The sequence below is a fragment of the Rhizobium sp. NZLR10 genome, from assembly GCF_019685125.1.
Classification (GTDB): Bacteria; Pseudomonadota; Alphaproteobacteria; order Rhizobiales; family Rhizobiaceae; genus Rhizobium.
Genome location: NZ_JABDWE010000002.1, coordinates 1 through 14,840, shown reverse-complemented (window position 1 = coordinate 14,840; position 14,840 = coordinate 1). Strand labels below are relative to the sequence as shown.

The window sequence follows — 14,840 nt, the reverse complement described above, 5'->3', positions numbered from 1 at the left end:
CGGCCCGGCGGCGGCGCTCGCCGCCGGGCACCGGCTGTCACGCACAACCCCGCAATCGGAACCGATTTTCGGAAAGGACTATGCGCAGATTGAAAGTGATAGAGCGTCCTTAGCGCGTGCTATTAGACGCGCGGCGCTCTATGTCGAGATGATGTAGACGATCGTGAATGCAGAAGGGTCGACGATGACGATCCGGCCATCGGCGAGGAGGAAGAAACGGTAGGCCTTATACTGCGGCACGATCTCGATTATGCGCGGCGGCAGCGGCTCGAGCCTGATCTTCTTCGGGATGGTCGTACCGACCGAGACCGTGAAATCCGTCTCACGAACCGGCTCGACATGAACTTCCTTCACAACAGTACGGATTTCCGTCTGCTGCTCGACCGAGATGTTGACGTTGGTCGTGTTGTTCGTCTCGATCTTGGTGGTGTTTTTGGTGTTGCTGTCGACCGACGTGTTGTTGTTGCCGACGTTCATCTTGCTGTTGGACTGGGTCTCGGCCGAACCGCCGGAAGACTTCGCGGCATCGCCGGGTTTTTGAGTTTCGCCGGAGCCGGTCGAGGTGCCGGTCGATGTCCCGGTATCTTGGCTGCCGGCCGGCTTCTGGCTTTCGGTCGAAGACTGTCCCGACTTGGGCGTCGTCGAGCTATCGGAGCTTCCGGACTGCGTCTTGGTGCCGGGCTCGGTTGCCGTCTGGCCGGAGGATCCATCGGTGGTGGTTCCCGAGGATGCCCCCGATGAGCTTCCGTCGGAGCCCGAAGGCTGCTGCGTGCCTTGGCCAGTGGAACCACCTGCGCCACCAGAGGCGGCACCGCCCGCATCCGGCCGCTTGGTCGCACCGTCGCTGGACTGGCCGTTTTGGGTCGCACCCTTCTTGGGAAGAATCGGCGCATCCTGCGCCGAGGCGGAAATGATGCCAACCGGCGAAACGCCGATCGCGAGTGCCGTCATCAGGACGGCGAGTGTCTTGCTCTTCATAATAATTCTCTTTGCTTTTTCGGCCGCACGACGACGCTGCCGTCGACCGTGCGGCTGATCTAAACGATGATTTCCGAAGTTAAGACGCGGTAGCGGCCGCGTGGAGGATCAGGTCACTTGATGACCTGGATCACCTTGCGGGAGGACGGTTCGACGATGACACGTTCATCATTGACCACGGCGTAGGCATAGGTCGGATCATCCGGAATAGGCGTCACGACGACCGTTTCCGGCAGCGGCTGTCCGACGACAACCTTCTCCTTTACGACTACGCGCGCCGACGGTGCCGGAGCCTCGCGAACGTAGGTGACGACCTTTTGCGGCGGCGGATCGATCGCGGTGCCAACGATGGCGCCGGTAACACCGCCGACAGCAGCGCCAACGGGACCACCGACAATCGCTCCGGTGACTGCGCCGCCGGCCGCACCATTGACGGTCGAGGACTGGGCGAATGCGACGCCGGACATGAGGGTCGCGGCAGTTGCCGCACAGACGATAAGCTTGGAGAGCATATTTTCCTCCTTCTGTTTTGAAGCGATCTTAATGACCGCTGCCAAACCAACTAGCTGGAGGCGGGGTCGTTCCCCACCCCGGACCTCAGTCTGATCGATCCCGGCCTTTGGTCCCAAATCCATGTCAATGTCCGTTGCCGGCGCTACTTGCAGATCGAAGGGCCCCGTATTTCCGGGCATAGGCAGGAGACTGAAGGAGATGGCACGATCCAACCGCAGGGAGGCGGGACGCAGGCGCCTGGCAATGCGCCTGCCGGAGATGCGGAAGCTGATCATGGAAGCCCGCGACCCGCTGCAGCTCGAACTCTTCGAGGCCTACCAGATGGCTGTCGAAGCGCGCGATGCCGTTCGCAGACGAGGGTTCAACTCCCACCGAGTGCGGGAGTATGATGAGGTCTGCGTCGAGATTGAGCGCCACGTCATCAGCGCCATGCACGAAGCTCCCTATACGACCGCGCAGAAGGCCGGAGAGCCGTCATAGCTCGAAGGCGTTTGGCGGTCCCGCTTGGACGATCCGGGTGATTGGCGCGCCAGCCTGGGCCGAGGGCGCTACCGAGCGCGGCCGGCGACGACCAACGCGCTCATGCCGCCGCTAGGACAGGCTCCGTGCCGTGCTTCCACTCGCTCAGCCACCTCGTCGACGATCTCGGATATCCGCTCCGGCGCCCGCCATTCAATCTCTCCCCGGAGCAGCGTGCCCTGGCAGAAGGCGGCTGCGACGTCGTGCGCGCTGGCCGCGACGGATGTCAATTCGAGCCGATCGCAGGTAATCGCCTCAAAGCCGGCGGAGGACATCTGCGCCTTGATAGAGCCGGGGTCGAAGTAGGAGTATGGCAAGCGCCTGAGAAAATCCGGCGGATCGGATGGGAATAGGCTTGCCAGGCATTCATCCACGGATCTGGCGAAGTCGTTGGCCGAAAGTGCATCCCACGTCGAGAACAGAAAACGGCCTTTGCTGCGCAACACTCTTTCCGCCTCGCCATAGGCCTTCACCTTATCGGGAAAGAACATCGCGCCGAACTGGCAGATGACGAGATCGAACATCTCGGGCGCGAAGGGGAGGTTTTGGGCATCGGCGTGCATCCAGTGGGTCCGCGACATCGTCACCGATGGTGCGCCGATGTCCATCATTGCCTGGTTGAGGTCGGTGGCAACGATTTCCGTTGGCGGATCAAGCGTCATGCGCAGCGCGCGTGTCAAGGCGCCCGTCCCCGCCGCGAGCTCGAGAACGCTGCCAGGTTTCGACCGGTCGGCGGCGATCGCCATCTCCGCCGCATAGGGCTCGAAAAGAATCGGCACAAGGAGGGTCTGGTAAAGCTCGGCCACACCTTCATCGAATGGTGCGGGAGAACTGGCAAATGCGGCGCGGGCGCCGTTTTCGATGTCGGCAGAAATTGTCACTCGCAGATCTCCAAAACCCGGACCATTCAGTGCTGAAATATGACTGAATCTACTGACGTCCACGGGGGCAGGACCTAGGTCCCAGGTCTGTCAGACCGAAGTCCCGGGGGTGGAACGCGGACAGGACCGCGCCGTTTCGAAGAGGTGAAGGAGATCCAGATATGGCCCAGAGTAACAGATCCCGCGTCAATGACGCCTGCAATGTGTCCGTCATCGCCCTTGTCGTCGTTCTCGCTGCGCTTCTCTACGTCTTTGGCGCCGCCATGTCTGGAGACTCGCTCCAGTTGACCAAAAGCATAAGGGGCGCCGAAATCTTCGATACCAGGGATCTACCCTGACGCTGTCTGGAAAAATTTTGAGGAAGCGATAGGTTAGTCGGCAAGTCTCTTACCGGTATCAAAATGATTTGGCTTCGCCGCTGGAATGCCCGCTCACTCGCCTCCCAGTTCTTCATCGCGGGTGGGCTCATATCGATCGCCGCCATGTTCCTGGTTGGCATTCTCGTCACCCACCTCATAGAGGAGGCGGTCATCCACAACTCCGGTGCTGCGACGGCGCTCTACGTGGACAGCGTGGTCGCGCCGCTGCTTCCCGACATGCAAAAAGCAATACCGCTCGACGAAGGCAGCGCTCAGGCTCTGGACGAGACGCTTGGTCAGGGCGCGCTCGGCAGGCGTCTTGTTTCGTTCAAGCTGTGGCGAAGCGACGGAACTATCCTCTATTCGAATGAGAAGGAGCTGGTGGGCAAGAAGTTTGCGGTAAACGGCAAGCTTCGAAACGCGTTCGCAGGGTCTCTCGTCGCCCGCTACGAGGTCGCAAGCGATCCGGAAAGCGACAAGGAGCGCGCGCTCGGCAGGCCGCTCATGGAAATCTACAATCCTGTGCTCCAGCCATGGTCCGGACAGGCGGTCGCCGTCATCGAGTTCTACGAGACGGCAGAAGGATTAGGCGACAGTCTGGCGCATGCCAGGCTCCGCAGTTGGGGCGCCGTCGCCGCCCTGACAGCAGTCTTTTTCCTTGTTCTCTCCGTTCTGGTCTTTCGGGGCAGCCGCACGATAGAGGCGCAACGCAAGGATCTCAAAGAACGGGTCAATGAACTGTCGGCACTTTTGGAGGAGAATCGCGGGCTCCAGCGGCGGCTGCAGCGCGCCTCCCAGCGGGCGGCGGCGCTCAACGAAACCTATCTACGCAGCATCGGTGCCGATCTGCACGACGGGCCGGCCCAGCACATTGCTTATGCCTCACTGCGGCTGGACAGCGATCTGTTGATCAATGCGTCGACCCAGCCCGAAACGCGTGAAAAGGAACTCGCCTGGATACGCTCGAGCCTTGCAGAGGCGATGACCGAGATCCGCAATATTTGCAGCGGCCTGGTGCTACCGCAAATCGAGAAATCCTCGATCGCCGAGATCGTCGCGCGGGTGGTCGAAGCACACCAGCGCAAGACCGAAACCCATGTCGAAACAATCATCGACGACAATGGACCCGAACCCGCTCCTGCCGTAAAGATCTGCATCTATCGCTTCGTTCAGGAAGCGTTGAACAATGCGTATCGCCATGGCGGCGGCGTACAGCAGGCCGTAAGAGCCGTCTCGCGCAATGGTGATGTTCACGTCGAGGTCAGCGACCGCGGCGATGGCTTCGATCCGACCGAGGTGAGGCCTACGAGCCTCGGCCTTGTCGGACTTCGCGAACGCATCGACAGCCTCGGAGGATCCTTCGACGTCAAGACAGGCGAAGGAGGCACGACGGTGACCATGACCTTCGAGCCTATGGAAATGGGAGACTAGGGATGACATCAATCACTATCGGCGTCGTGGACGACCATCCGCTTTTTCGCGAGGGCGTTACGCGCAGCCTCTCGGAGATCAGCAACTTTGCCGTCGTTGGCGAAGGTGCCAGCAGCAATGATGCAGTGATGATCGCTGCCACCAGCCATCCCGACATCATGCTTCTCGATGTCTCGATGCCCGGTGGCGGACTGTCGGCGATCGGCGATGTGCTGACGCGTAGCCCGACAACGAAAGTGCTGATGCTGACGGTATCGGAGGAGGTGGACACGCTGCTGGCAGCCCTTCAACAGGGCGCGATGGGCTATGTTCTCAAAGGTGTCGGATCGCGTGGTCTCGTCGAAGCCATCCAGACGGTGCTGAGTGGCTCACGGTATATCTCGCCGACAATGTCGACGAAGGTCATGGAGAATTCGCTGCATGGCAGCGCACCCGATAAGAACAGTCTGACGCCACGAGAACGCGAGGTGATGGATCTGGTCTCTCAAGGCCTGTCAAACAAACATATCGGCTTGCGTCTCAACCTTCAGGAAAAGACGGTGAAGCACCATATGACACAGATTCTGAGCAAGCTCGGCGTCACGAACAGGACTGAAGCGGCTCTCCAATGGCGCGAACGGCGCTAGAGCATGCTGCCGAAAAGGGTGAGCGGGTTTTCCGACGACCTCATGTCCTGACTCAGCAACAGAACAGGCGCTGCCCGCACCACCCACTTTGCGGCTCCTTAGCGAAGGTAGCGGCCTAACCGGCTGGCATCATTTGCAGTCGCTTGCCGGCTTATGATCGTTCTGCCTTTTCCGTCCTTCATGACGTAACGGCCACGCCGCAGGGTTTCGGTAATGCCGTTTGCATGGCGGACGTCGATCGAACCATCGGAAGCTTCGATCGCTCTCGCCCCCGATTCTTGTGAGGTCCCTTTGGCAGAGGAAGAGGATCCGGCACTATTGCTGGAGCTTCCACCGGCACTATTCCCGGAACCGCCGTTCCCGTTCCCGTTGCCGCTCCCTCCCCCGTTGCCGTTCCCGTTGCCGCCGCCGTTACCGTTTCCTCCCCCGTTGCCATTCCCTCCCCCGTTGCCGTTGCCATTGCCGCCGCCATTCCCGTTGTTGCCGTCCTTAGCCTGCGCGCTTTCGACCGCCAGAACGGGAAGGGAGCCGCCAAGGTTCAATGTCACCGGCGATGCAACAGCGACGAGGGCTGCGGCCGTGCTGCCGCCCCACCTCAGAAAATCGCGTTTCGAGAGAGTCATCCTATATAGCCTCGTTCGTCCGTTCTCCGCCGTTTCCTACGCGGAATAGGCGCATGACAATTTTCGCTGTTCCGAAGATCAAATGCAACCGGACCTAAGGTACTAGAAAGAGCAGGACTTTAGTCCGGCTTACCCATAGCCAAGTCCACGAGCAAGGAATTCCGAACGATCATTGCGAGAGATAGACTGCGCCGCGCGCCATTCGTGACCTTCGCCGCCTCGTTGATGTATTGCCGCATGAGGGAGAATGCATTTTTCTGGAACTTCTTTCCGCGCCGCCGATTTGATTGTCGAAGAGCAACAGAGGAAACAGTGATGGCAAACCCGAACGAATCCCCCGCAGTCCAGTCCATGCGAAAAGAACAGGCAGAGCAGCGGAAGCAGGCCCAAAAAGGCGAGCTCGACAGAGGTATCGAGGGCACCTTTCCGGCCTCCGACCCAGTGTCTGCTACCCATACCTCAATTCCTGCCGGCCGCAGCGACGTCGAGGCGGCTGAGCGGGTGAAACGAGAGCCCGATCCCACCAGGCTCGACGAGGCATTTCCGTTCGTCGATCAGGCCCTGCGCTCGACCGGCGAAACCGGCGGCTCTTCCGCAGGCGTCGATGCCGATCGAGGGGAAATGCGGACGCTTCAGAAAGACGCAAGTCGAGTGGCGGAAACCGCTTCGGAACTGGCTTCAGGAACAGCGCGCCTGGCGAAGGCGGAAGCGAGCAGCTTCGTCCACGAGATCGAGAATCGGATACGCCGGCAGCCGCTGACCGCAGTGGCGATCGTCGCCGGCATAGCCTTCGTCTTCGGTGCGACGCGTTGAGGAGCCAGCCTAAAGCGCGTCGCATCAAATTTGATTCATGCGGCGCGCTTTAGTCCTTTGTTTTTATGCATGTCGTTATCCCGGAACCGCTGCGCCCTTCTGGGCGACATGCATTAGCTTCCCGGAAGTCTTGTGAAAATCGCAACCTACAATGTCAACGGAATCAATGGACGGCTGCCGATCCTGTTGCGCTGGCTGAAGGAGGACGCCCCTGATGTCGTCTGCCTCCAGGAGCTTAAGACAGACGACGCCAGGTTTCCGCGAAAGGAAATCGAACGATCCGGCTACGGCGCCGTCTGGCACGGACAAAAATCCTGGAACGGCGTTGCCATCCTGGCGAAGGGCAAGACACCGATCCTGACCCGGCGCGGACTTCCCGGCGACCCCGATGACACACACAGCCGCTATATCGAAGCCGTCATCGACGGCGTCGTGATCGGATGCCTGTATCTGCCGAACGGCAATCCCTTCCCCAGCGTCAAGTTCGATTATAAACTCCGCTGGTTCCGCCGCCTGCGCGAATACGCCGCCGAACTCCTCGAACTCGAAGTGCCTTCGATCCTCGCCGGCGACTTCAACGTCATGCCGACGGAGATCGACGTCTACAAACCCGAACGCTGGCTGGACGACGCCCTATTCAGGCCCGAAGTCCGCAAGGCCTATGCCAATCTCGTCGCCCAGGGCTGGACCGACGCCGTCCGGCATCTGCATCCGGAAGAGCGCATCTACACCTTCTGGAAATACTGGCGGAACAGCTTCGAACGCGATGCGGGGCTGCGGATCGACCACTTCCTGCTCAGCCCGGCCGTCGCGCCATGGCTGCGATCGGCGACCGTCCGGAAAAACCCGCGAGGCTGGGAGCATACCAGCGATCACGCACCCGTCATGATCGAGCTCGTTGTTCCCGCCGCCGAAGCCGTGTGAGCCGAGATGCCGTCGATCGCAGGCGCAGCAAGGAACCTACGATGCCGGCTGGAGTTAGCTCGCAAAGGAGATTGACCTATGCCCACGAATTCCATCCCCAATTCCGCAAAGCTTCCGCCGAAGCCGTTGAACGAGGATACCCAGGACGAACTGCCGGAAACCAATATCGACGAACAGCGAAAGCCTCCCATCAATATAGGCAGCAGCCGCGAGGCGGGCGACGGTGTCACCGACGCCGACCCAGAGACAGGCCGCGCTAGTCCGAAGGATCGCATCCCTGCCCCGCAGTTCTCCAATCGGAAGTGACTGCTATGGCAGAAAGCAAGAATTACCTGAACTCCGACGAGATCCAGGCTGACGACCAGCTGTCGCCGAAGCCGATCGAAGGAAAGGATCCGCCAAGGCACGTGCGCAAAAGCGAGGAAGCGGTCGCCGAAGGCTCTGACGACACCGGGCGCGTGCGGGTTCCGCCCCCGGTCGCCAATCCCGATTGATCGCCCGCCGGGAGGCGGTTCCGATCATCGTCAACTCATTCATTCGCGCCCAGATCATAAATGCGGCCAGTCAGCCAGGCTGGCCAGTCTCGCTCGAAGAAGGACTTGGCGTTTTCATCCACAGCGCGGTTCGGGCGCGTCGAAAGCTTGATCTCATCGCCCTCGAGCCGAACGACGATCTGCTCATCCCGATGCGCTTCGCGTTCCCTACGGAAGCGATATTGTTCTAACAGACCTGCGCTCGCATGCGGAATGGATTCGCCTTGCGGATCACATATCGCTCGCGCGCCGCGGCTGCCGCCTCCCCTTCGGATGAAGAAATCAAGCGCGCTGAGCACCGCTTCGGAGGCGAGCGCCATATGCCGCCATTGCACGCCTCGGACCGCCTCGGCTGCGCGACCGTAGGCGACGCCATCAGCGCGAATTTCAGCACTCAGCTTCCGAGCCTCGATCAAGGCCTTGCCGACGCTCTGCTCATCGCAGATGATGCCGGCCTTCTCGCTCATTCGCGACTGCACTGCTGAGCGAATCGATTTGACGGTGAGCGGGCTTTCAGTCCGAAGGGCGGAAAGCAGATCGGCAACACCTGCCTCGGCGATACCTGATTTATCCCCTGTGGCGGGCCGCTTCGCTCTACCGCTCGCGCCGATGTGCTCGGCCACCCGGGTGCCGAAGACTTGCCCGGCATTGAGCGCCGCTCCTCCCGGCCTCGTCACCCCGTGGGTGCCCGCCGCTTCTCCGACAGCATAACAGCCGGCAAGATTGCTGCGGCCCCAGGTGTCGACCATGATGCCGCCGTTCATGTGCTGGTTGTTGACGGCAAATTCCAGCGGCTCGGCGGCGATGTCGATCTTGTAGCGGCGGTAGAGCTCGATTGCGAGCGGGTTCATGTGCTTCAAGCGATCGATCGGCACGTCTTGGCCAGCGCCGGCCTTGCCGAGATAGAGGCGGACGTCGTCGTCCAGCCTTTCGAGGCTGAACGGCAGGTCGCCTGGTACCGGCAGGGGATTGCGATTGAAGTCCATGAAGACACGCCGCCCGGCGGCGGTTTCGCTTGATATCGCGAGATCCACCAGGCTCGAGCCGAAGTCCAGCATGCGCGTCGCATGAAATGGCCACTGGTAGCCCTTGCGGAAGACATTCGACGCCAGCTCTTGCGTCGTGCGGTAATATTGCGCCAGGAAGTGGTGCTCGGTGCCTTCCGCATCGACCGAGTAGATATGCGGGATCGCCTGGACGTAACTGCCCGACAGATTCCACGGAAAACCTTCCCGGCGCGTTCCGATGCCGAACTGGCTCTCTGTGAGGTTGACGAGTTCGACACCTGCCTCGAGCGCCAGTCCGAGGGAACCGAAACAGCCGTTGGGATAAACGCTGTCGCGATAGAGTTCTCCAGGCCCGCCAGCCGCCAGCACGATCACTCCACTGACGAACAACGCAATGCCGAGCGGGTTCTGCCCTGTGCGGTCACTGGCGCGCATGGCCAGTATGCCGACGACGTGGCGGTCCGCCCCTTCGCCTTCGGTGAGGATTTTGACGGCGGTGGTCTGGTTATAGAACGGCACGTCGAGCCGGATCGCCTCTTCAGCCAGCACCTTGACCATCAAGCGCGAGGTGCGCGGACCGCAGCTGGTGGCGCGGCCGACGTCGTCGTGGTCAGTCTGGTATCTCAAAGTTCCGCCGAGCGGATCCTGCGGCAGCGGCAGGCCGAGGAACTGCAGCGACGCCATCATCCGGGATGAGCCGACAGCCTCGACATAGGCCGTATCCTCGTCCATTGCGCCGCCGCTGCGGACGGCACGGGCCATCGCCTTGTAATTGTCGCCCTGATCCGCCGTGTTTGCCGTGTGAAGGGTCTGCTTGTCCGATCCCGAACAGGCCGAGGTTCCGCCCCAGGCGCTCTGGCTGACGATGACGACGTCATCGCCGCGCCGCTTCATTTCCACCGCGGCGCGCAGACCTGCAGCACCGGATCCGACGACGACGCAGCCGGCTCGGTAGACCGGCAGCTCGACGCCGGCGAGCAGGACCGCTTCCGATGAGGAAGCCTCGGGTGGAAGGCGCGGCATGTCGACATCGGTCAGTGCGTCAAGAATTTCCTGCGGAACAGCTCTGGTCATTGGCATTCAGCCCAACGGGATGTCGACCCAGCGCTTCTGCCGGGAGGACTCCATGCATGCATCGACGATCTGGCAGATGTGGTGGCCCGTATCGAATGTCGGCCACATCGGCTTGTTTGCAACGATCGAACGGATGACCTCGGCCACCTCGATGATCTTGCTTTCATTGTAGCCGATGCCGAAATTCGGCAGAGGAAGGAAAGCCTTGAAGGTGGGATTTTCCGGCCCGACGTCGATCTCCCGGAAGCCGCGCCGCGCCGTCCGGTCGTCGTTGGAATAGAAGCGCAGCCGGTTTATCTCGTCATAGGTATAGGCGATGCTGCCTTTCGTTCCGTAGACCTCGTAGGTCTGCATGAACTTGCGGCCGGTCGCGACACGGCTGAAATCGACGATCCCGCCGGCGCCGTTGGCAAACCGGCACAGCAGGTTGGTCGCGTCGGGGTTGGTAATATCAGCCCAGGCCTCGTTGCCGATGAGCTTCACCTGCTCGCCGTAGGCAAGGTCCTCGACGACGGGCCGGCGCGGCGTCACGATGAAATTGTCAGCGATCAGGGAACTGACGCGGCCGACCAGGAAATCCATGAAGCTGAAAATGTGCGAGCCGGTGTCGCCGACGATCCCGGTTGGCGCCAGCTTTCCATCGGCGCGCCACATGAAGGGGGCGTTCGGATCGCCAAACATGTCGACGTGCTGGCAGCCGCGGAACAGCTTGATCTCGCCGATTTCGCCGGATTGAATGATGTCTTTCGCCAGATCATGGACGGGGTTTCTGGGAAAGGCGTGCCCGACACGGGTAATGACACCCTTCTCCCTGGCGATGTCTGCCAGTTCCCGAGCCTCGTCGGCGGTGTTTGCCAGTGGCTTTTCGCAGTAGACATGCTTGCCGGCCAGCAGGGCCGCCTTGGCCACAGGATAATGAAGGTGGTCAGGCAGGCAGATATCGATCAGATCGACTTCAGGATCGGCGATCGCCAGTTTCCAGTCTTGATAGATCCGCGCACCCGGCGCCCTGCTGCCGAGATCCTCGACTGCGTCAGGATTGCGATCGACAAGCGCCACGATCCGCGCCGTCCCGTCCGAGACGCCGAAGAAATGCGCAAAGGTCTGATAGGCCATCGTGTGGATCTTTCCCATCCAGCCCGAGGCGCCAAGCACTGCAACTCTCACTTCGACCATTGTCATTACTCCTTAGCGGATTTCGGCGCGGGCCCGAGGTCTAGTGTCGTTGCGTTCGTAGGCGAAGATCGCCGACGGCAGCGCTGACAGGCCCCGGATGAGGTCCGATCCTTTTTCCCCGACCATGATTGTCGGTGCATTGGTATTGCAGGACGGCACGCGCGGCATGACCGAGGAATCGCAGACGCGGAGACCTTCAAGACCATGGACCTTGAGATCGAGCCCGACGACCGCATCCGGCCCCGTTCCCATCTTGCAGGTGCCCACGGGATGATGGTCGGTCTTGGCGTTGGCGCAGCCGTAGTCGAAGAGCTGCTCGTCGGTCATGACTTTCGGCCCGGGAAGCCTTTCGGCCATGACAAAGGGCTTCAGCGCCGCCTGCTGCATGATCTCTCGGGCGAGCTTGAGCCCCTCCAGGGACATCGCCCTGTCGTGAGGATCGGACCAGTAGTTGGGATCGATCAGGGGAGCAGCAGCCGGATCGGAGGATGACAGACGCACCGTCCCGCGCGAGCGCGGATGCAGATAGGCGGAATTGAGCGTCACGCCGGCGTTCTTGAGCCGCTCGACGCCCGCTTCGATACCCGAACCCAAACCGAGGTGGAACTGGATATCAGGAGACCGAGCGTCGGGATCGGCATACCAGAAGCCGCCGGTCTCGAAGAGCGACGAGGCAACCGGACCGCTGCGGAACAGGGCATATTGAAGACCGGCCCAAAGCGTGCGGTGAAGCTTTGCGACGCCGTCATAGGTATGATCGCCGGTGCACTCGGCGATGACGAAAAGGTCAAGGTGATCCTGAAGATTGCCGCCGACGCCGGGCAGATCGTGGAGCACCTTGACGCCCGCAGACCTTAGGTGATCGGCCGGTCCTATGCCGGACTGCAAAAGCAGCTTCGGCGATCCGATCGCGCCGGAGGAGATCAGCACTTCACGCTCGGCGCGGACGATTTCCGAGCCGCGCGCGGTGGCGATCTCGACGCCTGTCGCACGCGCTCCCTCGACGATAATCCGCGCGACGCGGGCGCCCGTCCGAACCGTCAGGTTCTTCCGATCCTTGATCGGCGAGAGGTAAGCAAGCGAAGCGGAGGACCGGCGGCGATCGCGCTGGGTGAGTTGGTAAAATCCGACGCCCGCCTGCTGGCGGCCGTTGAAGTCATAATTATAGGGAATACCGAGCTCCTGCCCGGCGCGAATATAGGCGTCGCAGATCGGCAACGGCGCCGCCGGCATCGAAACACCAAGCGGACCGCCATAGGCGTGGTAGTCGTCGGCGAAGCGCTGATTGTCCTCCGCACGTTTGAAATAGGGAAGGATCGAGCGATAGTCCCAGCCCTCGCAGCCGTCTTCACTCGCCCAAAGATCATAATCTGCAGCGTTTCCGCGCGTATAGAGCTGTGCGTTGATCGATGAGCCGCCACCGATGACCTTTGCCTGCGTATAGCGTAGCACCCGGCCCTTCATGTGTTTCTGAGGAACGGTTTCCCAGCCCCAGCTGGCCACACCTTTGGTCATCTTGGCGAAGCCGGCCGGCATGTGAAAAAGAGGATTCCAGTCGCCTCCCCCCGCTTCGAGCAGGAGGACGCTGATATCCGGATCTTCGCTCAGCCGGCTCGCAAGCACGCATCCTGCAGGACCGGCACCGGTGATGATGTAGTCGAATCCCATTTTTACTGTCCTGTTTGAACCCGGCTGACGCCAATGGATCTGCTCATGCCTGCAAGTCCGTCGATGCGATGTGATCTGCAACTCTCAGCGCCTGGCTGGCGACGGTGAGCGCGGGATTGACGGCAGCCGACGTCGGCAGGAAACCGGCGTCGACGACGAAGAGGTTTTCGTGATCATAAGAACGGCAGTAAGGATCCAGCGGCGCCGTCGCGGGATCGTTTCCGATGCGGACCGTTCCGCACTGATGGGAAGGCGTGCGCTTGTCGAAGGGTCTCGACAGCACGATCGGAAATCCGATCGACTTCAGGATCGCCTTCAGCCTGGCGACAAGTGCCAGATGCGCATCCCAGTTGGTTCGTTGCCACTGGAGAATGATCCGATCTCCATCGACCATGACGCGACTTTCGGGATTGGGAACGTCCTCGCTCATCGCGTAGAAATCGATGGCATGGCTGGTGATGAAACGCAGGACCCATTCCGGCGCCCTTGGCAGCGAACCCTTCAGAACCTTTTCGGAGATCCGGCCGAGGAGCTGCACGTTGCCGAGCGGCGGTCCACCCTTCCCGTCCGAGAGATAGAAGTCGTTGAAGGCAAAGGTCTTCTGGTAGACGGAGGTGTTCCGGAACCGTGGCGAGACGCCGATGACGGCGGAGGCGTTGTGGTTCATGAAATTGCGCCCCACCTGGTCGGAGGAGTTCGCCAGGCCTCCTGGGAAGCGGTCGTTTTTCGAGCGAAGCAGAAGCACCGACGACTGAACCGCACCGGCCGAAAGGATCAGGATCTTCGGCGAAACCGTCAGCGTCTCGCCGTTCCTGACATAGGTGACCCGGTCGATCCGGCTCCCCGCTGCGGTATCGAGCCTCGTCACGCGCGCATTGATTTCGAGCCGCACGTTCTCATGGCTTAACGCTACCGCAAGCGCTGCTGTCTCGGCATCCATCTTGCCGTCCCGTGCATTCGGATGCGCATCCCAGGGCGTGCGTGCCTTGGAAAGCCAGGCGTCGAGGTCCAGGCCGAGCGGCAGGGAAAACGGGTGCAGGCCCTTTTCCTTGAGGCGCGCCCTGACATCGGCGATCGGCGCCTCGTCCGGCACGGGTGGGTAGCCGTAGGCAGTCGAGTGATAAGGCTCGGTAGGGTCTTCGCCGAGGTTGCCGCGAACCTGGTACATCCTTTCCGCCTTAGCGTACCACGGCTCCAACTCCTCATAAGCAAACGGCCAGGCCGGCGACACGCCTTCCCGATGCTCGATCACGCCGAAATCCTCTTTGCGATAGCGCGACAAAACGGCGCCATAGAATTTCGAATTGCCACCGACATTGTAATAGTTGCCGGGATTGAAGCCTTTGCCGTTTGCCTCGTACCAGGTTTCCTTCGGCCGGAAATGTCCCCGCTGGAAGATGGCGCGCTGGTCGCGATTGACAGGAAGATCGGCGATGTGATCGCCGGCTTCGAGGATCAATATCCGCGCGCCGGTCGCAGCCAGGCCGGCGGCGACGGTGGAGCCGCCGACGCCTGAACCGATGATGACGATGTCTGGTGAACTGTTCATATCAGCGCCTGGCCGTCATATAATCCGCACCTGGCTGTTCGGATCGAAGAACACGGCCTTGTCGAGATTGAAGGCAAGGCGAGTTGTCTGTCCCGGAGCGATGCCGGCATCGGCGCGCAGGCGGGCGACGACGGATTTGCCGCCGAGCTTGGTGACGGCGAAGGTG

At 61.2% G+C, this 14,840-nt stretch carries 16 protein-coding genes and 1 pseudogene; 8 read left to right on the top strand and 9 right to left on the bottom strand.

Going from position 1 to position 14,840, the window contains the following annotated elements; translation table 11 throughout:
* Positions 1-138: 138 nt before the first annotated feature.
* Complete coding sequence (locus HJB82_RS03250) at positions 139-978, bottom strand: DUF1236 domain-containing protein (protein ID WP_207583882.1); 840 nt, start codon at positions 976-978, stop codon at positions 139-141.
* A gap of 113 nt (positions 979-1,091) precedes the next feature.
* Positions 1,092-1,490 carry a DUF1236 domain-containing protein gene (locus tag HJB82_RS03245; RefSeq protein WP_207583881.1) on the bottom strand — a complete coding sequence of 133 codons (399 nt, stop codon included), beginning with the start codon at positions 1,488-1,490 and terminating at the stop codon, positions 1,092-1,094.
* Between the two features lie 199 nt (positions 1,491-1,689).
* Here HJB82_RS03245 and HJB82_RS03240 point away from each other — a divergent pair, with 199 nt between their 5' ends.
* On the top strand, positions 1,690-1,971 hold the full coding sequence (locus HJB82_RS03240) for a hypothetical protein (RefSeq protein ID WP_221139573.1): 282 nt from the start codon (positions 1,690-1,692) through the stop codon (positions 1,969-1,971).
* A 68-nt stretch (positions 1,972-2,039) separates the two neighbouring features.
* Here HJB82_RS03240 and HJB82_RS03235 read toward each other — a convergent pair whose 3' ends face one another.
* A complete protein-coding gene (locus tag HJB82_RS03235) occupies positions 2,040-2,891 on the bottom strand; it encodes a methyltransferase domain-containing protein (protein WP_221132689.1) in 852 nt (283 codons plus the stop codon).
* A gap of 161 nt (positions 2,892-3,052) precedes the next feature.
* On the opposite strand from HJB82_RS03235, the gene HJB82_RS03230 reads away from it, so the two are divergent.
* From HJB82_RS03230 to HJB82_RS03220, 3 genes are all read left to right on the top strand, one after another.
* Entirely contained in the window at positions 3,053-3,229 is a 177-nt protein-coding gene (locus tag HJB82_RS03230; protein ID WP_207583878.1) for a hypothetical protein, read from the top strand.
* Between the two features lie 63 nt (positions 3,230-3,292).
* Entirely contained in the window at positions 3,293-4,681 is a 1,389-nt protein-coding gene (locus HJB82_RS03225) for a sensor histidine kinase (RefSeq protein ID WP_207583877.1), read from the top strand.
* Positions 4,682-4,683: 2 nt separating this feature from the next.
* A complete protein-coding gene (locus HJB82_RS03220; protein WP_207583876.1) occupies positions 4,684-5,307 on the top strand; it encodes a response regulator transcription factor in 624 nt (207 codons plus the stop codon).
* A gap of 98 nt (positions 5,308-5,405) precedes the next feature.
* On the opposite strand, the gene HJB82_RS03215 is transcribed toward HJB82_RS03220, so the two are convergent.
* Entirely contained in the window at positions 5,406-5,930 is a 525-nt protein-coding gene (locus tag HJB82_RS03215) for a hypothetical protein (RefSeq protein ID WP_207583875.1), read from the bottom strand.
* A gap of 315 nt (positions 5,931-6,245) precedes the next feature.
* Between HJB82_RS03215 and HJB82_RS03210 the strand changes: the two genes are divergently transcribed.
* From HJB82_RS03210 to HJB82_RS03195, 4 genes are all read left to right on the top strand, one after another.
* The gene (locus HJB82_RS03210) at positions 6,246-6,743 is read left to right on the top strand and encodes a hypothetical protein (protein ID WP_207584294.1); all 498 of its coding nucleotides are present in this window, start codon (positions 6,246-6,248) and stop codon (positions 6,741-6,743) included.
* A 132-nt stretch (positions 6,744-6,875) separates the two neighbouring features.
* Entirely contained in the window at positions 6,876-7,667 is a 792-nt protein-coding gene (gene xth / locus HJB82_RS03205) for an exodeoxyribonuclease III (RefSeq protein ID WP_207583874.1), read from the top strand.
* Positions 7,668-7,745: 78 nt separating this feature from the next.
* Complete coding sequence (locus HJB82_RS03200; protein ID WP_221132690.1) at positions 7,746-7,973, top strand: hypothetical protein; 228 nt, start codon at positions 7,746-7,748, stop codon at positions 7,971-7,973.
* 5 nt (positions 7,974-7,978) lie between these two features.
* Positions 7,979-8,161 (top strand): hypothetical protein, encoded by a 183-nt coding sequence (locus HJB82_RS03195; protein WP_221116282.1) that lies wholly within the window; start codon positions 7,979-7,981, stop codon positions 8,159-8,161.
* Between the two features lie 35 nt (positions 8,162-8,196).
* Here the strand turns inward: HJB82_RS03195 and HJB82_RS03190 are convergent, their stop codons facing one another.
* The 5 genes and pseudogenes from HJB82_RS03190 to HJB82_RS03170 form a co-directional block, all read right to left on the bottom strand.
* Complete coding sequence (locus HJB82_RS03190) at positions 8,197-10,281, bottom strand: FAD-binding protein (RefSeq protein ID WP_221139572.1); 2,085 nt, start codon at positions 10,279-10,281, stop codon at positions 8,197-8,199.
* 6 nt (positions 10,282-10,287) lie between these two features.
* Complete coding sequence (locus HJB82_RS03185; protein ID WP_207583871.1) at positions 10,288-11,457, bottom strand: Gfo/Idh/MocA family protein; 1,170 nt, start codon at positions 11,455-11,457, stop codon at positions 10,288-10,290.
* Between the two features lie 12 nt (positions 11,458-11,469).
* Positions 11,470-13,125: a GMC family oxidoreductase gene (locus HJB82_RS03180; RefSeq protein WP_207583870.1), complete on the bottom strand. Its 1,656-nt coding sequence runs from the start codon at positions 13,123-13,125 to the stop codon at positions 11,470-11,472.
* A gap of 43 nt (positions 13,126-13,168) precedes the next feature.
* Entirely contained in the window at positions 13,169-14,674 is a 1,506-nt protein-coding gene (locus HJB82_RS03175; protein ID WP_207583869.1) for a GMC oxidoreductase, read from the bottom strand.
* A 15-nt stretch (positions 14,675-14,689) separates the two neighbouring features.
* Positions 14,690-14,840, bottom strand: a pseudogene (locus tag HJB82_RS03170) (sugar ABC transporter ATP-binding protein); the annotation flags it as partial.

Excerpts from the sequence above, each read along its gene's own strand:
- HJB82_RS03250 (WP_207583882.1), bottom strand. The coding sequence starts at position 978 with ATGAAGAGCAAGACACTCGCCGTCCTGATGACGGCACTCGCGATCGGC.
- HJB82_RS03245 (WP_207583881.1), bottom strand. The coding sequence starts at position 1,490 with ATGCTCTCCAAGCTTATCGTCTGTGCGGCAACTGCCGCGACCCTCATG.
- HJB82_RS03240 (WP_221139573.1), top strand. The coding sequence starts at position 1,690 with ATGGCACGATCCAACCGCAGGGAGGCGGGACGCAGGCGCCTGGCAATG.
- HJB82_RS03230 (WP_207583878.1), top strand. The coding sequence starts at position 3,053 with ATGGCCCAGAGTAACAGATCCCGCGTCAATGACGCCTGCAATGTGTCC.
- HJB82_RS03225 (WP_207583877.1), top strand. The coding sequence starts at position 3,293 with ATGATTTGGCTTCGCCGCTGGAATGCCCGCTCACTCGCCTCCCAGTTC.
- HJB82_RS03220 (WP_207583876.1), top strand. The coding sequence starts at position 4,684 with ATGACATCAATCACTATCGGCGTCGTGGACGACCATCCGCTTTTTCGC.
- HJB82_RS03215 (WP_207583875.1), bottom strand. The coding sequence starts at position 5,930 with ATGACTCTCTCGAAACGCGATTTTCTGAGGTGGGGCGGCAGCACGGCC.
- HJB82_RS03210 (WP_207584294.1), top strand. The coding sequence starts at position 6,246 with ATGGCAAACCCGAACGAATCCCCCGCAGTCCAGTCCATGCGAAAAGAA.
- HJB82_RS03200 (WP_221132690.1), top strand. The coding sequence starts at position 7,746 with ATGCCCACGAATTCCATCCCCAATTCCGCAAAGCTTCCGCCGAAGCCG.
- HJB82_RS03195 (WP_221116282.1), top strand. The coding sequence starts at position 7,979 with ATGGCAGAAAGCAAGAATTACCTGAACTCCGACGAGATCCAGGCTGAC.
- HJB82_RS03190 (WP_221139572.1), bottom strand. The coding sequence starts at position 10,281 with ATGACCAGAGCTGTTCCGCAGGAAATTCTTGACGCACTGACCGATGTC.
- HJB82_RS03185 (WP_207583871.1), bottom strand. The coding sequence starts at position 11,457 with ATGGTCGAAGTGAGAGTTGCAGTGCTTGGCGCCTCGGGCTGGATGGGA.
- HJB82_RS03180 (WP_207583870.1), bottom strand. The coding sequence starts at position 13,125 with ATGGGATTCGACTACATCATCACCGGTGCCGGTCCTGCAGGATGCGTG.
- HJB82_RS03175 (WP_207583869.1), bottom strand. The coding sequence starts at position 14,674 with ATGAACAGTTCACCAGACATCGTCATCATCGGTTCAGGCGTCGGCGGC.